Here is a 15,724-nt window from a genome sequence, read left to right as displayed (position 1 = left end):
GCCCTTTTCATCAGGAAAGAAGATAGATCGTGCCAATCCGGCGGCGAGTGGAGGAATGGAATTCTAGCGGGTTGCTTCGCAGTCTCTCATTGTTGAAGCCAGCGCGAGGCACCCCTCTGTCCTGCCGGACATCTCCCCCGCAAGGGGGGAGATTGACAGTTCCGTCGCCGGCGCTTCCCCTTCGACGTTGGCGATTGGCGAAAGCGGTGATGAAGTCCGATCTCCCCCCTTGCGGGGGAGATGCCCGGCAGGGCAGAGGGGGGTGCTGTCCCGCCAGCATGTCAGAATTCCTGTTGCCAGCGAGAAGCCATGCTATCCCAACAACTGCTTGCCCAGCTTCGCGCATTGCACGCGGATGTCGGGAATGGCGTCGATCTCGAAGAAGGTGCCGCGCGTCAGCGGTCCGACGGCGAGCAGCTTCGACGACACCGTGCCGTCGGCCGCGATCAGCTCGCATTTCGCCGTGACATCGAGGCCGAGGCGCAGCGGATCGGGACGCGCCAGGCCGCGCTCGACCAGCGAGCGCACCACGCCGTTCGACGTCCGCGAAATGTCGCGGGCGATGCCCATGCAATCATAGAGGCGGGCGACGTCCAGGGTCTCGACGTCCTGCGTGCCGCGCGGCTGGATCTTCACCACGAAGCCGCCGTTCGGTTCTATGGCCACCACCCTGCCGGCGACGAGACGGATGCGGCCTGAGGCGACCGCCTCGGTGACGCGCGCATAGACTTCCGGCGCCATGCGGTGGCGGTGGATATCCCACCAGGCCTTGGTGTGCTCGACGAAGCGGCGCTTAGCCGAAGACGGCCAATTCTGCCAGATCGTCTGGTTGAAGGGTCTGAGACCATCGACGACGTCGCGCCAGTCGCCGCCGGCTTTCTGGGTCTCGCGGATCAGGTTGCGGAACCAGCCGACGAAATAGGAAAGCTGGGTGCCGAGCGGAATATCGGCGATATCGAGCTTGATCGGATTGCCCTTGCGGTGCGGCGACGGCAGCAGGCCGCGCCGCGACACCGCGACGATCGAACCGCGATGGCCGCGCTGCTCCAGCGACAGGAAAGCGTCGACCATGCTCAGGCCGGTGCCGAGCAGCAGCACCCGGGCTTCAGGATCGAGCGCGGTGTCGGCCTCCGTCCCCATACGGACGGCATGACCTTGGAAGGCGCCGGGCTGCTCGTCGTGACCGGTGGCCAGGACGGCAAGGTGCGCGACGACGCTGGTGCCGTTGGCGAGCGCGACTTCGACACCCGACGAGGTCGGCGCGATCGACAGGCTCTCCTCGCGGATCAACCTGAGACGCCCGGTCTCGCGCTCGCGCTCCTCGAGGCCCTCGAGCACATCCTGCAGATAACGGGCATAGAGGCTGCGCGGCGCGTAGAACGGTCCCTGGTCCGGTCTGGCGAGGCCGCGTTCCAGCACCCAGCGCGCGAAATGGGTCGGGTCGTCGGCGTAAGCGCTCATGCCGGAGGCGTTGACGTTGAGCACATGCGCCGAGAGCAGCGTCGAGTAAGCCATGCCCTGGCCGAAATGCGGCCGCTTCTCGATCAGCGTGACGCGCAGGTCCGGATTGGGCGACTTCAACAGGTGCGCGGCCAGCACGACGCCGCTTGCGCCGCCGCCGACAATGATGATGGAGTTGCCGCGTCCAACCATGGTTGCGCGCCGAAACGTGACCTGAGCGATCAGCGCTGGGCGAGCGCCGCGGACGGCCTCAGCCGCAAGCCACGAACGATCGCCGGAACGGTTTTTTGAAGGTCGCGCATCGTTCTCTCACTCCCAATGTTGATAAGATTACTATACTAACCGTGCCAAGCACGAAATCGCAGTCCCAATGCCACCCCCTTTGAAGCATTGATTTGCCGAGAAGGGATGACAGGCGGATTTTTCGTTCGCTGGGGTGTTTTGTGGGAGGGCGGCGGCCATCTTTCTTTGTCATTCTAGGGCGAAGCGACGCGCGCAACGATGCTGCTTGCCGGCGAATGCGACCGCCTGACCGCCAGCCGTCTTCGCCCCGACCGGCAAGGTCATATGCGCGAGCGGGTCGCCCAGCGCAGGCCGACCACGCCGACCAGCATGGTGACGAGGCCGATATAGAGCCATTGCGTCTGCCCGGTCATGAAACTGCCCTTGACGAGACCGAGGCCTTGCAGCGACCACAGCGCACCCAGCCCCAGCACAATCAGCGCCAGCACAAACCTGATCAATCGCATCGGCTGGACCCTCTCCGGAAGTCGATCCTGAACGGCAATGGGTACGCAACAAAAGACGTCGAGGAATCGAAGCAGTTCCGTCCTCAGTACTTAAAATCTTGTGGGCAGATCTTGCCCCGAATGTCCCGTATGCCGGCCCGATATTCATTGAGAATACGTCTTAACGGGGCCGTGAATATCATGACAAACTGTTTCGCGGCGACTCCAAACGTGTGCTGTCGCCATGGAACCGCCAGATCAATGCCGCATTTCCCGCCTCATTCGGCACATATCGGCGGGGCATATCTCTAACGGAGCCATCCCCAAAGCATGAAGAAAACTAACCAGACTGCGCTTGTCGCGGTAACGATCGCGGCTGGCCTGATGGCCGGCGCCTCATCCGCCTCCTCCGCCGCCGCGCAGTGCGGCCGCGCTTCCTGGTATGCGCTGCATTCCAGAACCGCCTCAGGGGAGCGCATGAACCCCTCGGCACTGACTGCAGCCCATCGCTCCTTGCCCTTCGGCACCAAGCTTCGAGTCACCAACAAGAACAACGGCCGCAGCGTCGTCGTGCGCATCAACGATCGCGGTCCGTTCGTGAAGGGACGTATGCTCGATCTCTCCCGCGGCGCCGCCGGCCAGCTGGGCTTCATCGGTTCGGGCCATACCGCCGTCTGTATGGCGCGCGTCTGAGCCGCCTTTTTTTGATGCATGTCGTCATCCAAAGCGCTGCCCACTTCAGGGCGATGCATTGGTCGTGTCCGGCATGAGGGGCCGGACACATATCCTTCACATTTCGGCAGCGCACATTGAGCCGGCTCGCCCGCTTAGGTCCGGTTTTCAACAGGTTGAACGAAAGATGCATTCGTCAGACAAAATGACGTATTGCATCGCAACAATATCTTGCTAACCTCGCCAGGAGACATTCAAGGCTCGGCGCAGTTCGTCGTCCTTTTGGTCGTCGGACGGCAGCGGGGTTCGCGATGTTCTACCAGCTCTACGAAATGAACCATGCGGCGCTGCAGCCGGCCCGCTTCTATGCCGACGCGGTGCGGCTCTTCTACTCCAACCCGCTCAATCCGGTTTCCCACACCCCCTTCGGCCGCTCGGTCGCGGCGACCGCGGAGCTCTTCGAGCGAACCACCCGTCGCTACGGCAAGCCGCAGTTCGGCCTGGACAAGGCCGTGGTCGACTGGAAAAGCGTCGACGTCACCGAAAAGGCGGTCTGGTCGAAGCCCTTCTGCGACCTGATCCGCTTCGAGCGCGCGCTGCCCGCCGGCCGCAAGCCCGACCCGAAGCTTTTGATCGTGGCGCCGATGTCGGGCCATTACGCGACGCTGCTGCGCGGCACGGTCGAGGCGATGCTGCCCCATGCCGACGTGTACATCACCGACTGGGTCGATGCCCGCATGGTGCCGGCGGCGCAAGGAAGCTTCGATCTCGACGACTATGTCGACTACATCATCGAGATGTTCCACGCGCTCGGCCCCGACACGCATGTGATGGCCGTATGCCAGCCCTCCGTGCCGGTGCTGGCGGCGGTGGCGCTGATGGAAAAGCGCGGCGATCCCTTCGTGCCCTCCACCATGACGCTGATGGGCGGACCGGTCGACACGCGCCGGAACCCGACCGCGGTCAATCTTCTGGCCAAGGAAAAGGGCATCGACTGGTTCCGCGAAAATGTCATCATGCCGGCGCCATGGCCGGTGCCGGGCTTCGGCCGCCCGGTCTATCCCGGCTTCCTGCAGCTCTCGGGCTTCATGAGCATGAACCTCGACCGCCACATCATCGCGCACAAGGACTTCTTCATGCACCTTGTGAAGCATGACGGCGACAGCGCCGAAAAGCACCGCGACTTCTACGACGAATATCTGGCGGTGATGGACCTGACGGCGGAATTCTACCTGCAGACGGTCGACACCGTGTTCGTGCGCCACGCTCTGCCGAAGGGCGAGATGACGCATCGCGGCGAGCCGGTCGATCCGAAGGCGATCCGCAACGTCGCGCTTTTGACCATCGAGGGCGAGAACGACGACATTTCCGGCCTCGGCCAGACCCAGGCCGCGCATGATTTGTGCGTCAACATCCCGGCCGACAGGCAGGCGCATTACATGCAGCCGGCCGTCGGCCATTACGGCGTCTTCAACGGCTCGCGCTTCCGCTCGGAGATCGTGCCGCGCATCGTCGACTTCATTTCCAGCTATGGCCGCCAGCACCGCGTGGCGGCGAAGCCTAAACTGGTCCGTTCCGCCAAAAGCTGAACTCCGGAGCCCGGCATCAGCCTAGCCGCCACCTGGCGGCCGGCGGTGTTGCACCCGCGCTTCTGTTGCGAAAGTGCCGCTACGGGATCGCGCAGGTAACCATGCCGCCAAACTGACCGTCGTCTCCAATTGACACGGACTGTAAATCGCCCTTAACGTTTCGTTAATAAAGAACAGGGCGGGGGCAATGACTTCCTCAGCGATGACGCGGATTCTGCGCTTGTGCGCAGCCGCAGGACTGGCGATCTCTGCGCATTGGGCGGTGCCGGCCTGGGCGGCTGGCGCGATGGCCACGGGCGGCCTGACCTCGCAACCGATCGGCCACTATGATTTCTGCAAATCGCATCCAAGCGAATGCAACATCCGCCCGGTCACTCTCGGGCCGGCCACCATGACGGACGGGCTGTGGCGCAGGCTGGTCAGCGTCAGCGCCAAGGTCAACGCCGCCGTCAAGCCGTTGAGCGATCTCGATCACTACGGCAAGGACGAAGTCTGGGCCTATCCGGACGACGGCTATGGCGACTGCGAGGACTATGTGCTGGAAAAGCGCCGCCAGCTCTACCGCCTGGGCATGTCGCTGGCCGACCTTTTGATCACCGTCGTGCGCAAGCCGGACGGCGAAGGCCATTCGGTGCTGACGGTGCGCACCGACAAGGGCGACTATGTGCTCGACAACCTGACCGACAAGGTCAAAGCCTGGGACGCGACCGGCTACCGCTTCCTCAAGCGGCAGGCGATCGACAACACCGGGCGCTGGGTCTCGATCCGCGACGGCCAGCCTGTGCTTGTGGGCTCGGTGCAGTAGGCCTCGAACACCCGCTTTTCTTCGCAAGGCGCTCTACCCCTCTGCTGTGGGTGCACCGAGCGGCGCATGCCAAGCTGGTTTCGACGGCCGGCGAAAAGGCTCTGTGGCTGGCGGTGGGTTGAGCGGGGCGCTTCTGGTGCCAACCTTGGAGATTGGCCGAAACCCACGTGACGTCGTCATACTCGGGCTTGACCCGAGTATCCATGCCGTGACCCTTGCCGCAGAGTGCAACGGTGCAGAATTCTGTAACCGTTGGAACGCCTTGGCGTAACGGCATGGATTCCAGGGTCTGCGCGCGTCGCTCCGCTCCTTGCTCCGCCCTGGAATGACGACCGAGCAGTCGTAGCCGCACATTGCAATGGGCGATGACAACAAAAAAGCCCGGCCGATCGCCTTGCCGAAAATTTTCACGCAACTCCATGAACCTTTTGCGTCCGGTCGGCGACACATAGCCGTGGACGACAAACCCAACCATGGAGAATTTCAATGACTGCTTTCCTGCGAAACACCTTGCTTGCCGCCATCGCGGTGTCGGCCTTGACCGGATCGGCCCTGGCGGACGAGACCACCAAAAGCTGTGCCAAGACCAATCTCAACGATCTGTGGAGCGGCCGTTGCTGCAGCGTCAGCTCCGCGAACTGCCTTGGCGGCGGAAATGGCCGCGATCATCAGGGCCATCAAGGCAAGGAGGGCCGGGGCAGCACCAATGGCGGCAGCGCCAACGGCACCGGCAAGCTCTGATCTCAAGACTTCAGACAGAGTCGAATCAAGCGCCAGCGGACATGGCGATCCGCTGGCGCCAGACGCCTGAATTATTAACGCCGATCCAGAGCCGCACGGATCGATGCGCTGAGGCGGCGCAGCTCCGCCTCATCGAGCCTCTCGATGCTCTCGGCGAGCAGATTGGCCAGCTCGGTTGCCGCCGGCGACAGGCCCGATGTGTCGATCCTGACCCTCGGATGCGAGCTTTCGGCGAGGCGGGCAAGATCCTCGGCGTCGTCCCAGATGATGTTGAAATAGCCGATGATCTTCTGGATCAGTGTCCAGGTCGGCGCGCCGCGGCGGCCGTGCTCGAGCGCCGAAAGATAGGCGGCGCTGACGCCGATGGCCTTGGCCATCGCCTTCTGGCTGACGCCGCGCTCGGCGCGCAGCGTCCTGAGCTTCTCGCCGAACGGGGTCATACCGGCTGGCTCATTGGCGAATCCTCATGGCCTTATCCGCCGCAGCCGCACATAGAGCGCGCCCGAGCCGCCATGATTGCGGGCGGCATGGTCGTGGCTGGAGACGAGGTGCCGGAAAGCGGGCGTCGACAGCCAGGCCGGCACGGCGCGGCGCAATATGCCGTCGCCGCCCGAGGACGACCCCTTGCCGGTGATGATCAGCACGTAACGGATTCCGCCGGCATGCGCGCGGTTGAGGAAGGTGAGCAGCAGCGAATAGGCCTCGTCCTGCGTCATGCCGTGCAGGTCGACGCGGCCTTCGATCGGCAGCCGGCCTTTTTTCAGCTTGTGCAGCGTCTGGTCGTCGAGCGAATGCGCCACATGCGGCGCCTTCGGCTTGGCGGCCACGGCCGCTACGCCATTGGCGGCAGGCCGGGGCGTCTCAGGTTTGGGCTCGACGATGTCGGGGATCTCGACGGCCGTTTTGCCCCGCAGCGGCCGGGCAGAGCGCGCCACCAGGTTCCACAGGATGCGGTCGTCGTCGCTGAGATGGTCGTCGCGGCGGCTCACCGGGTCGCTCCATGCAGAAGCGCACGCGGCACCAGCGCATAGAAATCGGCCGCGTTGCGGACCACGCCGGCGATCTCGCCGGCAGCGTCGCCCGAGCCGGCGAAGAGATCGCCGCGCGCCGGACCAGTGATGGCCGAGCCGGTGTCCTGCGCGATCATCAGCCGCCGGAACGGTTTTTCATCGAAGGCGGTGAGGGTCGGCGCATCGATATAGAAGGGCGTGCCGAATGTGTGCAACAGGCGGTCGACCGCGACCGAGCGGCCCGGCGTCAGCGGCACCTTGGCGGCGGCGATCGGACCAAGCGCGGCATCGTCGACCGCGGCTTCGCGGAAGAAAATGTAGGAGCGGTTCCGCCACAGGATCTCGTCGACCCGGTCGGGATGTGCCTTGAACCAGGCTCGGATCGATTGCATCGTTACCTTTTCCAGCGGGATCTCGCCGAGATCGCTCAAGATCTTGCCTGGGCCGGTGAAGCGCTGGCCGGACTTGGCGGCATAGGTGACGCGGGCGAGCTTGCCGTCGGTCATATTCAGACGTGCCGCGCCCTGCACATGGATGAAAAACGCATCGACCTTCTCGGCGAGCCAGGCGATTTCGAGGTTCCGGCCGGCGAGCGCGCCGCGCTCGATTTCGCCGCGATCGAAATATTCGACCGGAACACCATCGGTCCGGCGGGCGAAGGCCAGATAGGCATCCATGCCGGCCGGCCGGTTGCCGTCGTCGATTTCGATCAGGTCGGCGGGGCGCGACAGCAGCGGCACGGTGAATCGCCCGGTCCTGACCGGCGAGGCTTCGACCTCGGGCTCGTAGAAGCCGGTGACGAGACCCGAGCCGTTTTCGGGCTGCACCAGCATCGGCACGAAATGCCGTTCGAAAAAAGATCGCGCCTCGGACCTGCTCGGCGCCGAAACGGCACGCGCCTCGGCATAGGTATCGGCAAAAGCATTGAAATCGACGCCGAGCGATCCGGTGCGGTAAGATTTTATCGGCGCCTGGAAGGCCGAGCGGCGAAACGCGGCGAAGGCCGCAGCATGGTCATCTTCGCCCCAGCCCGGAAGGTCGCTGAAGGATTTTATGCCGAATGCGGAAGAGAGCGGCACGACTGGGGCCCCGCCGCTTGATCTCAATCTTCTTCTTCGGTGGCGACAAGCTTCCAATTCGGGTCGCGCGAGCGGGTGTCGCGGGCGAAGGTCCAGACATCCTTGACCTCGGCCACCGTTTCAGGGTCGCCGTCGATGACGGCGCCGGCCTTGTCGCGGGTCGCCGAGATCAGCTCGGAGACGACGCGCAGCGTGATATGCGCTTCCGAGCCCTTCATTTCGGCGGCGACGATGTCGGCCTTGTCGATGCCGACGAAGGAGGATTGGATCTTCTCCGATTTGGCCTCGCGGTCGCCGATCGCGGCGACGAAACCATCATAGACTTCGCGCGACAAAAGGTTCTTCAGCGTCTTACGGTCGCCGTCGGCATAGGCCATGACGATCATCTCATAGGCCATCTTGGCGCCGTCGACGAAGGTCTTGGGATCGAAGGACGGATCATTGTCCTTGATCGTGCGCAGGCCCCTGTTGAGGTCGGTATCCGGCTTGGCGAAGGCGTCGATCGCGGCATAGGTCTCGGCCGCAGGTTCGCCCGGCATGCGCTTGCGCGGCAGCGACACGACATTTTCAGGCTTCTGCGCCGCATCGGCCTCGCGCGTGCGGCTCGCCGAATAGGGATCGAAGGGCGGGCGCTCGTTTCCGGTGCGACGTCCAAGCACGTTGCGCAGCTGGAAAAAGATCACAACCGCCGCAATCAAAAAGAAAATCGTGCCGAAGTCGAAGAAACCCATAATTTCCGCCAACTCGATCCCTGTTCTTGCCGCACCGGCGTAAACCCCTCGGGGATCGCGGTCGCATAGCGTTCAACACCCAAAGCATATAGAACGGCAGGCGCTATCATTCAAATCAAAGGCAGCCATACCTATCTAAAGGCGCCAAGGCCAGCGGCGATTGTCCGCGAGCGCCGCAAAAGAAGAAAGCGATCGGTCGACACTTTGCGCATTTCCTTCATCCCGTTGTTCCTGCTGTTGCTGCCGCTGCTGGAGATCGCCGGCTTCGTCGTCGTCGGCCGCGAAATCGGCGCTTTGGCGACGGTCGGGCTGGTCATCCTGTCCAGCGTCGCCGGCAGCCTGCTGCTTCGGCATCAGGGTTTCGGCGTCATGGCGCGGGTGCGGACGGAAATGGACGCCGGGCGCGACCCCAGCCGCCAGCTCGCGCATGGGGCGATGATCGTGCTGGCGGCGATCCTTCTGATCATTCCGGGCTTCATCACCGACATCTTCGCCATTCTTCTCTTGTTGCCGCCAGTGCGCGACTTCGCCTGGCGCCTGCTCAAGAACCGCATCGTCATGGCGACCAGCTTCGGCCGCGGCTTTTCGGCGCGCCGGCGCGACAACGTCATCGACCTCGACGACAGCGACTATTCGCGCGACGATTATCCGAACCGGCCGGATCACAATTCGCCCTGGCGGCGGCTGAAGAACGATTAGGGCCAAAACGCCTACCGGTTCGTCCTTGGGCGGAGCGGGAAGCGAGCGTACCGCGCAGCCCACAGGATCCAGTGACTTTCGAGTGTTGCCGCGGTGCAAAATTCTGCTCCGCCGCATTGCACGGCTCAGGTCACGGAACGGATTCCAGGGTCTCCGCGACGCCGCTTCGCGGCTGCTCCGCCCTGGAATGACGAGGTTGAGAGGCTTCGGCCAATACCTGGCGTTCGCGCTGTCCTGTTCCTTCCGCCGATGAGGGCGGCAAAACTTGTTTTGTCCGGCCGAGCATGGTAGCGAACCCGCGATTTCAATCCGGTCAGCAATGCTGCCCAGGCAAAAGGACTTAAAGGCTCATGGCCAGCAACGATGACGCCGCGACCGGCGCCGCCAACGGCAACGGCACCCAAAACCAGCCCTCGCTCAATGTGCTTGCGCAATATGTGAAGGACCTCTCCTTCGAAAGCCCCGGCGCACCGAATTCGCTGCGCGGCCGCGACAAGGCTCCGGGCATCGCAATCAATGTCAATGTCAACGCCAACCCACTCTCGGACAAGCAGTTCGACGTCAATTTGACGCTGAACGCCAAGGCCTCCTTCGACCAGGAAGTGCTGTTCAATGTCGAGCTGGTCTATGGCGGCGTCTTTGCCATCAGCGGCTTCCCGCAGGAGCACATGCTGCCGCTGCTGTTCATCGAATGTCCGCGGCTTCTGTTCCCCTTCGCCCGCCAGATCGTCGCCGACGCCACCCGCAATGGCGGCTTCCCGCCGCTGATGCTCGATCCGATCGATTTCGCGCAGATGTTCCAGCAGCGCATCGCCGAGGACCAGGCTGCGGCTGGCAAGGTCCAGGTGAGCTGAGGCTAACCGGCGCTACACCCTATCGAAAGCCCGGCATCGCGCCGGGCTTTTTTTCGCTCCTTGCTCCGCCCTGGAATGACAGCCGGAAACATGGCCATGGCCAATCTCGAAGGTTGACGGCTGATCGCTGAGCCTGATCAACAAAAACCCCGGACAAAACGATGCCGGGGTTTTTTCGTCTTAGCAGTTCAGGAGCCGTCTATTCCGCCGGCGATGGTTTCTTGCGGAAGATCGATGCCAGATTGTCCCACAATTCGATCTTGGCGCCCTGGCGCTTCATGATCACGCCCTGCTGCAGGATCGACAGCGTGTTGTTCCAGGCCCAGTAGATGACGAGGCCGGCCGGGAAGCTGCCCATCATGAAGGTGAAGATCACCGGCATCCAGGTGAAGATCGCCGCCTGCGTCGGGTCCGGCGGCGCCGGGTTCATGCGCATCTGCAGGAACATGGTGATGCCCATGACCACCGCCCAGGCGCCCATATGCGGCAGGAAAGCGGGCGCCGCGAACGGCAGCAGGCCGAACAGGTTGAAGATCGACGTCGGATCGGGCGCCGCGAGGTCGTGGATCCAGCCGAAGAACGGCGCGTGCCGCATCTCGATGGTGATGTAGAGCACCTTGTAGAGCGAGAAGAAGACCGGGATCTGCAGCGCCACCGGCCAGCAGCCGGCCAGCGGATTGATCTTCTCGGTCTTGTAGAGCTCCATCATCGCCTGCTGCTGCTTCATCTTGTCGTCCGCGTATTTCTCGCGGATCTCGACCATCTTCGGCTGCACCTTCTTCATGTTCGCCATCGAGGCATAGGACTTGTTGGCGAGCGGGAAGAAGATGGCCTTGACGACGACGGTGGTGGCGAGGATCGCCAGCCCGAAATTGCCGAAGAATTTGTAGAGCGTGTCGATGAGCGAGAACATCGGCTGCGTGATGAACCAGAACCAGCCCCAATCGATCAGCTTGTCGAAGAGCCGGATGTTGCGGTCCTTCTCATAGGCGTTGATCTTGTTTACTTCCTTGGCGCCGGCAAACACCTCGGTCTCGATGGTTGCCGATTGGCCGGCGTCTACATTGATGGCATCAGTCAGGAAGTCAGACTGGTAGCTATGGGGGTGAAGGCCGCCGCTCAGATCGAAATACGAGAAGGTAGGTTGAAACGGCTGCTTCTCGGAAGGCACCAGCGTCACCGCCCAATATTTATCGGTGATGCCGAGCCAGCCATCGGTCGACTTCCCAGGCTTGTATTGTTTGTCTTTCTCGACAGCTGCGTATTTGTGCTCCTGCAGCCCCTCGCTACCGGTGACGCCGATCAAGCCTTCGTGCAGCACATAAGTGCTGGCGACCGCAGGCTTATCGAAACGCGTAACCCTGCCGTAATTATAGAGCGAGACGGCGGCGGTTCCTGAGTTCTGCACGGTGTCGGAGACGGTGAACATATAGTCGCTGTCTACCGAGATGGTGCGCTTGAACGTCAAGCCCTTGTCGTTGGTGAAGGTAAGGGTCACCGGCGACGATGGAGTCAGCGTCGCGTTGCCCTCGACGCTCCAAACCGTATCCGCACCTGGCACCGCACCGGTCTTGTCGTTGCCGACGAAACCGATCTCGGCGAAATAGCCATTGGGCAGCGATGACGGGTTGAGCAGCTCGATCTTAGGCGAGTTCTTGTCGACCGTCTCGGTGTAATGCTTGAGCTTCAAGTCGTCGAGGCGCGCTCCGGTCAGGTTGATCGAGCCCTCGAGGCTTGGCGTGTCGATCTTGACTCGCTTGGTCGCGGCGATGGCCTGGTCGCGGCTGGCGGCGGTCACCGTTTCACCGCCGGGCGCGCCGGGAACGCTTCCGGAAGCCGGGGCCGGCGTTCCGGCCGCGCCGGAGTTGGCGCCGCCGCCAGCTTCCTTCTTCTGCGCCTCGACGCGCTGTTGCTCGATGCGGGCCTGCTCGCGCTGCTGTTCCATGCGCGGGTTCATGTAGAACACCTGCCAGAGCGTCAGGATCAGCACCGACAGCGCGATGGTGATGAAGAAATTGCGGTTGTTTTCCATCGAAGCCCTTGGCCTATCGTGTTCCGCGCAGCCGGCGGGAGAGCTCGGCCTTCAACTGGCCGAACGGAATGGCAAGCACGTCTTCACGCCCGACGATGACATAGTCATTGCCGGGCGCCATGTCATCGGCGGCATGAACGCGCACGGCTTCCCTCAGCCGCCGCCGGACGCGGTTGCGCACCACGGCGTTGCCGACCTTCTTGGTGACGGTGTAGCCGACGCGCGGCGCAAGGTCATCGCCGCGGTCGAGAACTTCAACGAGAAAAAGCCGCCCGCGGCGTTTCTCGCCGCCGCGCACAGCCAAGAAATCCGCGCGTTTCAGAAGCCGCCCGGGAGTTTTCCCCTGTGGCTTGCCGGGTGCGGGCAACGATCTCGTCTTTCGTTCAGGCGCTGAGCCGCTTGCGGCCGCGGTTGCGACGGGCGGCAACGACGCCACGGCCACCCTTGGTGGCCATGCGGGCACGGAAACCATGCCGGCGCTTACGGACGAGCTTGGACGGTTGGTAGGTACGCTTCATTTGTTTTAATACCGCGGGGTGCGGCCCTTCTTGATTCTGTCACCGTGTAACAGGAGCTTTGCCGGGCCGGCCTAGGCGCGATCGAAACCGCGCCGGGACGAATGGCCCGAGCGTGAGCGGGCTTATAGAAAGAAGGTCTTTGGAAGTCAATCCGCCCCGCCGCGAGGCATTTTTCGCCGAGCCGACGATGAAATTGGCAAAAAGACCGCAAATCGCATAATCTTCGCCGATCAAGCCTTTGTGAATGCGCGTCAATGACGAGTGAAACTCTGCCCACGAACGAGAAGGCACAGCCGGCGGCGGCGAATTCGTCGCGCCGGGTGCCGTTGACGCGCGGTCTGTCGACCAAGCTGCTTTTACTCACCATCGCCTTCGTGCTGCTGGCTGAGATCCTGATCTTCCTGCCCTGGATCGCCAGCTACCGGGTCAACTGGCTGAAGGAGCGCCTGAGCACAGCCGCCGCGGTGTCGATCGTGCTGTTGCAGGGCGAGCCCAACTCGCTGTCGCACAACGCCCAGAACGATGTGCTGATGGCGATCGGCGCCAAGGCGATCGCCGTGCGCGATGGCGGCGTCTCACGGCTTCTGGTGGTCGCCGACATGCCGCCACAGGTCGACGCGCACATCGATATAGCCAATGTCGGCCTGATCAACGGCATGACCGGCGCGCTCGACACGCTGTTTTTCGGCGGCAAGCGCATGCTGCGCGTCTTCGGCCCGGTCGGCGACAGCGACAAGGAATTCGAGCTGATCATGCCGGACTACCGTTTGCGCGACGCTATGCTGAGATACTCGCGCAACGTCGCCGTCGTATCGCTGCTCATTTCACTGTTCACCGCCATGCTGGTCTATGCGGCGATCGACCTGATCATGATCGGGCCGATCCGCACCATGACACGTTCGATCCTGGCCTTCTCCGAGGCGCCCGACGATCCCGGCCGCGTCATCCGCCCCGCCGACCGTGCCGACGAGATCGGGGTCGCCGAACGCGAGCTGTCGCAGATGCAGGACCGGCTGCAGAAGATGCTGTCGGAGCAGAAGCATCTCGCGGACCTGGGCCTGGCCGTCTCCAAGATAAACCACGACATGCGCAACATCCTGGCGTCCGCGCAACTGATGTCGGATCGCCTGCGCCAGGTGAAGGACCCGACCGTGCAGGCCTTCGCGCCGAAGCTTCTGCGCGCCCTCGACCGCGCCGTCTCCTACTCCGAAGGTGTGCTTCACTATGGCCGTACGCAGGAGCCGGCGCCGTCGCGCCGCCGCGTGCGACTGCGCCAGTTGGTCGACGACGTGCACGGCCTGCTCGACATCGAGGAGGGCATCGAGTTCATCAACGCCATCGAGCACGCCTTCGAGGTCGATGCCGATTCCGACCAGCTGTTCCGGGTGCTCACCAATCTCTGCCGCAACTCCGTGCAGGCGATGGCAGCCGACACCGAAAGCGCGGTGGTGCGCCGGCTGGCGGTCGCGGCCGAGCGCCAGGGCAGCGTCAGCCGCATCACCGTCACCGACACCGGACCCGGCCTGCCGCCCAAGGCGCGCGAGAACCTGTTCGCCGCCTTCCGCGGCTCGGCGCGCAGCGGCGGCACCGGGCTTGGCCTGGCGATCGCGCACGAGCTGATCCGCGCTCATGGCGGCACGGTCGAGCTGGTCGAATCGATCGGCGGCCGCACCGTCTTCGCCGTCACCATTCCCGACCAGCCGGTGCGGCTCGACCAGGCGCGCAACGGCCTGCGCCGCCCGGCTTGAGCCCACCACCGCCTGCGAAGCCGCTTGTCGGCAGCGGCGCGCCTCGATCGGCATCGGCAAAACCACCTGCGACAAAACTTTTGCCGGATCGGCTTGCTTTTCGCAAATTCAGTCGTTAGGGAACACTCCACATCGCGGCCGGCCTTCTCGACCGGATCGCGGGGCCTGTGTCATGCACGGCCTGTTGCGCGCCCGTAGCTCAGCTGGATAGAGCACCAGACTACGAATCTGGGGGTCAGGAGTTCGAATCTCTTCGGGCGCGCCAGCAATTTCAGATGTTTAGCTGAATCCCACCGTTTTCAAATGGCCGTTTTGAAACGGCTTTGCATCGTCGGATGGATTTGCGCGGTTGGGAGAACTGCAGCAAAGGATCGGGCGATCATCCGGCCCGAAACGTGTTGCGTTTATGTATGCGGCAGAACCAATTGCAAAATAAAATCAGTCGGCCTAATCTGAACCGATTGCACAATGCAATTAGATTTGTGATGCCGTGTGAGGAACAGACAATGGCCAAGCTCGTGTTCGGAATGAACCAGTCGCTGGACGGCTACGTCGATCACACGGCCTTCGGGCCGAGCCCCGCGCTTTTCCGCCACTTCATCGAGGAGGCCGAGCGTCAGGCGGGCAGCATCTACGGTCGCCGCATGTATGAGATCATGCGCTACTGGGACGACGAGCATCCTGAATGGGATGCCGAGCGACTTGCCTACGCGGCGGCGTGGCGGCGCCAGCCGAAATGGGTCGTCTCACGCTCGATGGAGTCCGTCGGTCCCAACGCAAGGCTTGTCGAGGGCGATCTCGGGGACGCTATCCGAAAGCTGAAGGCCGAGCGCGACGGCGAGATCGAGGTCGCCGGCCCGGATTTGGCGCGAAGCCTCACCCAGCTGGGCCTGATCGACGAGTATCGGATCTACCTGCACCCGGTGGTGCTTGGCCACGGCAAGCCTTATTTCGCCGGACCCCGACCGCCGCTCCGCCTGATGGCTCATGACCGGATCGAGGATGTGATCAGGTTAGCCTACGCTCCCGCCTGATCTCGCGACGTCCTCTCGTGCCG

17 protein-coding genes and 1 tRNA gene are annotated in these 15,724 nt (G+C 63.2%); 9 read left to right on the top strand and 9 right to left on the bottom strand.

The annotated features are described in order from the left end of the window. Window positions 1–312 precede the first annotated feature (312 nt). Both LB538_RS24075 and LB538_RS24070 read right to left on the bottom strand, forming a co-directional pair. Entirely contained in the window at window positions 313–1,653 is a 1,341-nt protein-coding gene (locus LB538_RS24075) for an FAD/NAD(P)-binding protein (protein ID WP_224526055.1), read from the bottom strand. Between the two features lie 371 nt (window positions 1,654–2,024). Continuing rightward, window positions 2,025–2,210 (bottom strand): hypothetical protein, encoded by a 186-nt coding sequence (locus tag LB538_RS24070; RefSeq protein ID WP_140542964.1) that lies wholly within the window; start codon window positions 2,208–2,210, stop codon window positions 2,025–2,027. A 309-nt stretch (window positions 2,211–2,519) separates the two neighbouring features. Here LB538_RS24070 and LB538_RS24065 point away from each other — a divergent pair, with 309 nt between their 5' ends. The 4 genes from LB538_RS24065 (at window position 2,520) to LB538_RS24050 (ending at window position 5,996) form a co-directional block, all read left to right on the top strand. Then, window positions 2,520–2,882 (top strand): septal ring lytic transglycosylase RlpA family protein, encoded by a 363-nt coding sequence (locus LB538_RS24065; RefSeq protein WP_095767965.1) that lies wholly within the window; start codon window positions 2,520–2,522, stop codon window positions 2,880–2,882. Between the two features lie 290 nt (window positions 2,883–3,172). After that, window positions 3,173–4,450, top strand: a complete 1,278-nt coding sequence (locus LB538_RS24060; RefSeq protein ID WP_224526057.1) for a polyhydroxyalkanoate depolymerase — start codon at window positions 3,173–3,175, stop codon at window positions 4,448–4,450. 187 nt (window positions 4,451–4,637) lie between these two features. Next, on the top strand, window positions 4,638–5,255 hold the full coding sequence (locus LB538_RS24055; RefSeq protein WP_224526059.1) for a transglutaminase-like cysteine peptidase: 618 nt from the start codon (window positions 4,638–4,640) through the stop codon (window positions 5,253–5,255). Window positions 5,256–5,741: 486 nt separating this feature from the next. Continuing rightward, window positions 5,742–5,996 (top strand): hypothetical protein, encoded by a 255-nt coding sequence (locus tag LB538_RS24050; protein WP_224526073.1) that lies wholly within the window; start codon window positions 5,742–5,744, stop codon window positions 5,994–5,996. Window positions 5,997–6,070: 74 nt separating this feature from the next. Here LB538_RS24050 and LB538_RS24045 read toward each other — a convergent pair whose 3' ends face one another. Genes LB538_RS24045 through LB538_RS24030 form a run of 4 tightly spaced genes read right to left on the bottom strand, consistent with a single transcriptional unit; the run spans window position 6,071 to window position 8,816 of the window. Further along, complete coding sequence (locus LB538_RS24045) at window positions 6,071–6,436, bottom strand: helix-turn-helix domain-containing protein (protein WP_224526075.1); 366 nt, start codon at window positions 6,434–6,436, stop codon at window positions 6,071–6,073. A gap of 24 nt (window positions 6,437–6,460) precedes the next feature. Then, a complete protein-coding gene (locus LB538_RS24040) occupies window positions 6,461–6,985 on the bottom strand; it encodes a Smr/MutS family protein (protein WP_224526077.1) in 525 nt (174 codons plus the stop codon). Next, entirely contained in the window at window positions 6,982–8,085 is a 1,104-nt protein-coding gene (locus LB538_RS24035) for a murein transglycosylase A (protein WP_224526078.1), read from the bottom strand. The genes LB538_RS24040 and LB538_RS24035 overlap by 4 nt, the downstream gene beginning before the upstream one ends. Window positions 8,086–8,108: 23 nt before the next feature. After that, the gene (locus tag LB538_RS24030; protein ID WP_224526081.1) at window positions 8,109–8,816 is read right to left on the bottom strand and encodes a Tim44/TimA family putative adaptor protein; all 708 of its coding nucleotides are present in this window, start codon (window positions 8,814–8,816) and stop codon (window positions 8,109–8,111) included. Between the two features lie 204 nt (window positions 8,817–9,020). Between LB538_RS24030 and LB538_RS24025 the strand changes: the two genes are divergently transcribed. Then, entirely contained in the window at window positions 9,021–9,515 is a 495-nt protein-coding gene (locus LB538_RS24025) for an FxsA family protein (protein ID WP_224526084.1), read from the top strand. A gap of 350 nt (window positions 9,516–9,865) precedes the next feature. Further along, window positions 9,866–10,369 (top strand): protein-export chaperone SecB, encoded by a 504-nt coding sequence (gene secB / locus LB538_RS24020; RefSeq protein WP_095767956.1) that lies wholly within the window; start codon window positions 9,866–9,868, stop codon window positions 10,367–10,369. A 199-nt stretch (window positions 10,370–10,568) separates the two neighbouring features. Here the strand turns inward: secB and yidC are convergent, their stop codons facing one another. From yidC to rpmH, 3 genes are read right to left on the bottom strand one after another with little or no spacing between them, the layout of a single operon-like run. Further along, on the bottom strand, window positions 10,569–12,401 hold the full coding sequence (gene yidC, locus LB538_RS24015) for a membrane protein insertase YidC (protein WP_224526088.1): 1,833 nt from the start codon (window positions 12,399–12,401) through the stop codon (window positions 10,569–10,571). Window positions 12,402–12,414: 13 nt separating this feature from the next. Next, entirely contained in the window at window positions 12,415–12,768 is a 354-nt protein-coding gene (gene rnpA, locus LB538_RS24010) for a ribonuclease P protein component (protein ID WP_095767954.1), read from the bottom strand. 16 nt (window positions 12,769–12,784) lie between these two features. Continuing rightward, complete coding sequence (rpmH, locus tag LB538_RS24005) at window positions 12,785–12,919, bottom strand: 50S ribosomal protein L34 (protein ID WP_008833937.1); 135 nt, start codon at window positions 12,917–12,919, stop codon at window positions 12,785–12,787. A gap of 254 nt (window positions 12,920–13,173) precedes the next feature. Here rpmH and LB538_RS24000 point away from each other — a divergent pair, with 254 nt between their 5' ends. The 3 genes from LB538_RS24000 (at window position 13,174) to LB538_RS23990 (ending at window position 15,701) form a co-directional block, all read left to right on the top strand. Continuing rightward, complete coding sequence (locus tag LB538_RS24000; protein ID WP_224526091.1) at window positions 13,174–14,667, top strand: sensor histidine kinase; 1,494 nt, start codon at window positions 13,174–13,176, stop codon at window positions 14,665–14,667. Window positions 14,668–14,855: 188 nt separating this feature from the next. Then, a tRNA-Arg gene (locus tag LB538_RS23995) sits at window positions 14,856–14,932 on the top strand. Window positions 14,933–15,173: 241 nt separating this feature from the next. Then, entirely contained in the window at window positions 15,174–15,701 is a 528-nt protein-coding gene (locus LB538_RS23990) for a dihydrofolate reductase family protein (protein WP_224526093.1), read from the top strand. Window positions 15,702–15,724: the final 23 nt, after the last annotated feature.

It is taken from the genome of Mesorhizobium sp. Ca11, assembly GCF_020165275.1.
Classification (GTDB): domain Bacteria; phylum Pseudomonadota; class Alphaproteobacteria; order Rhizobiales; family Rhizobiaceae; genus Mesorhizobium.
Note: the sequence above shows the minus strand (reverse complement) of the source record. Positions and strands in the feature narration are given on the sequence as shown.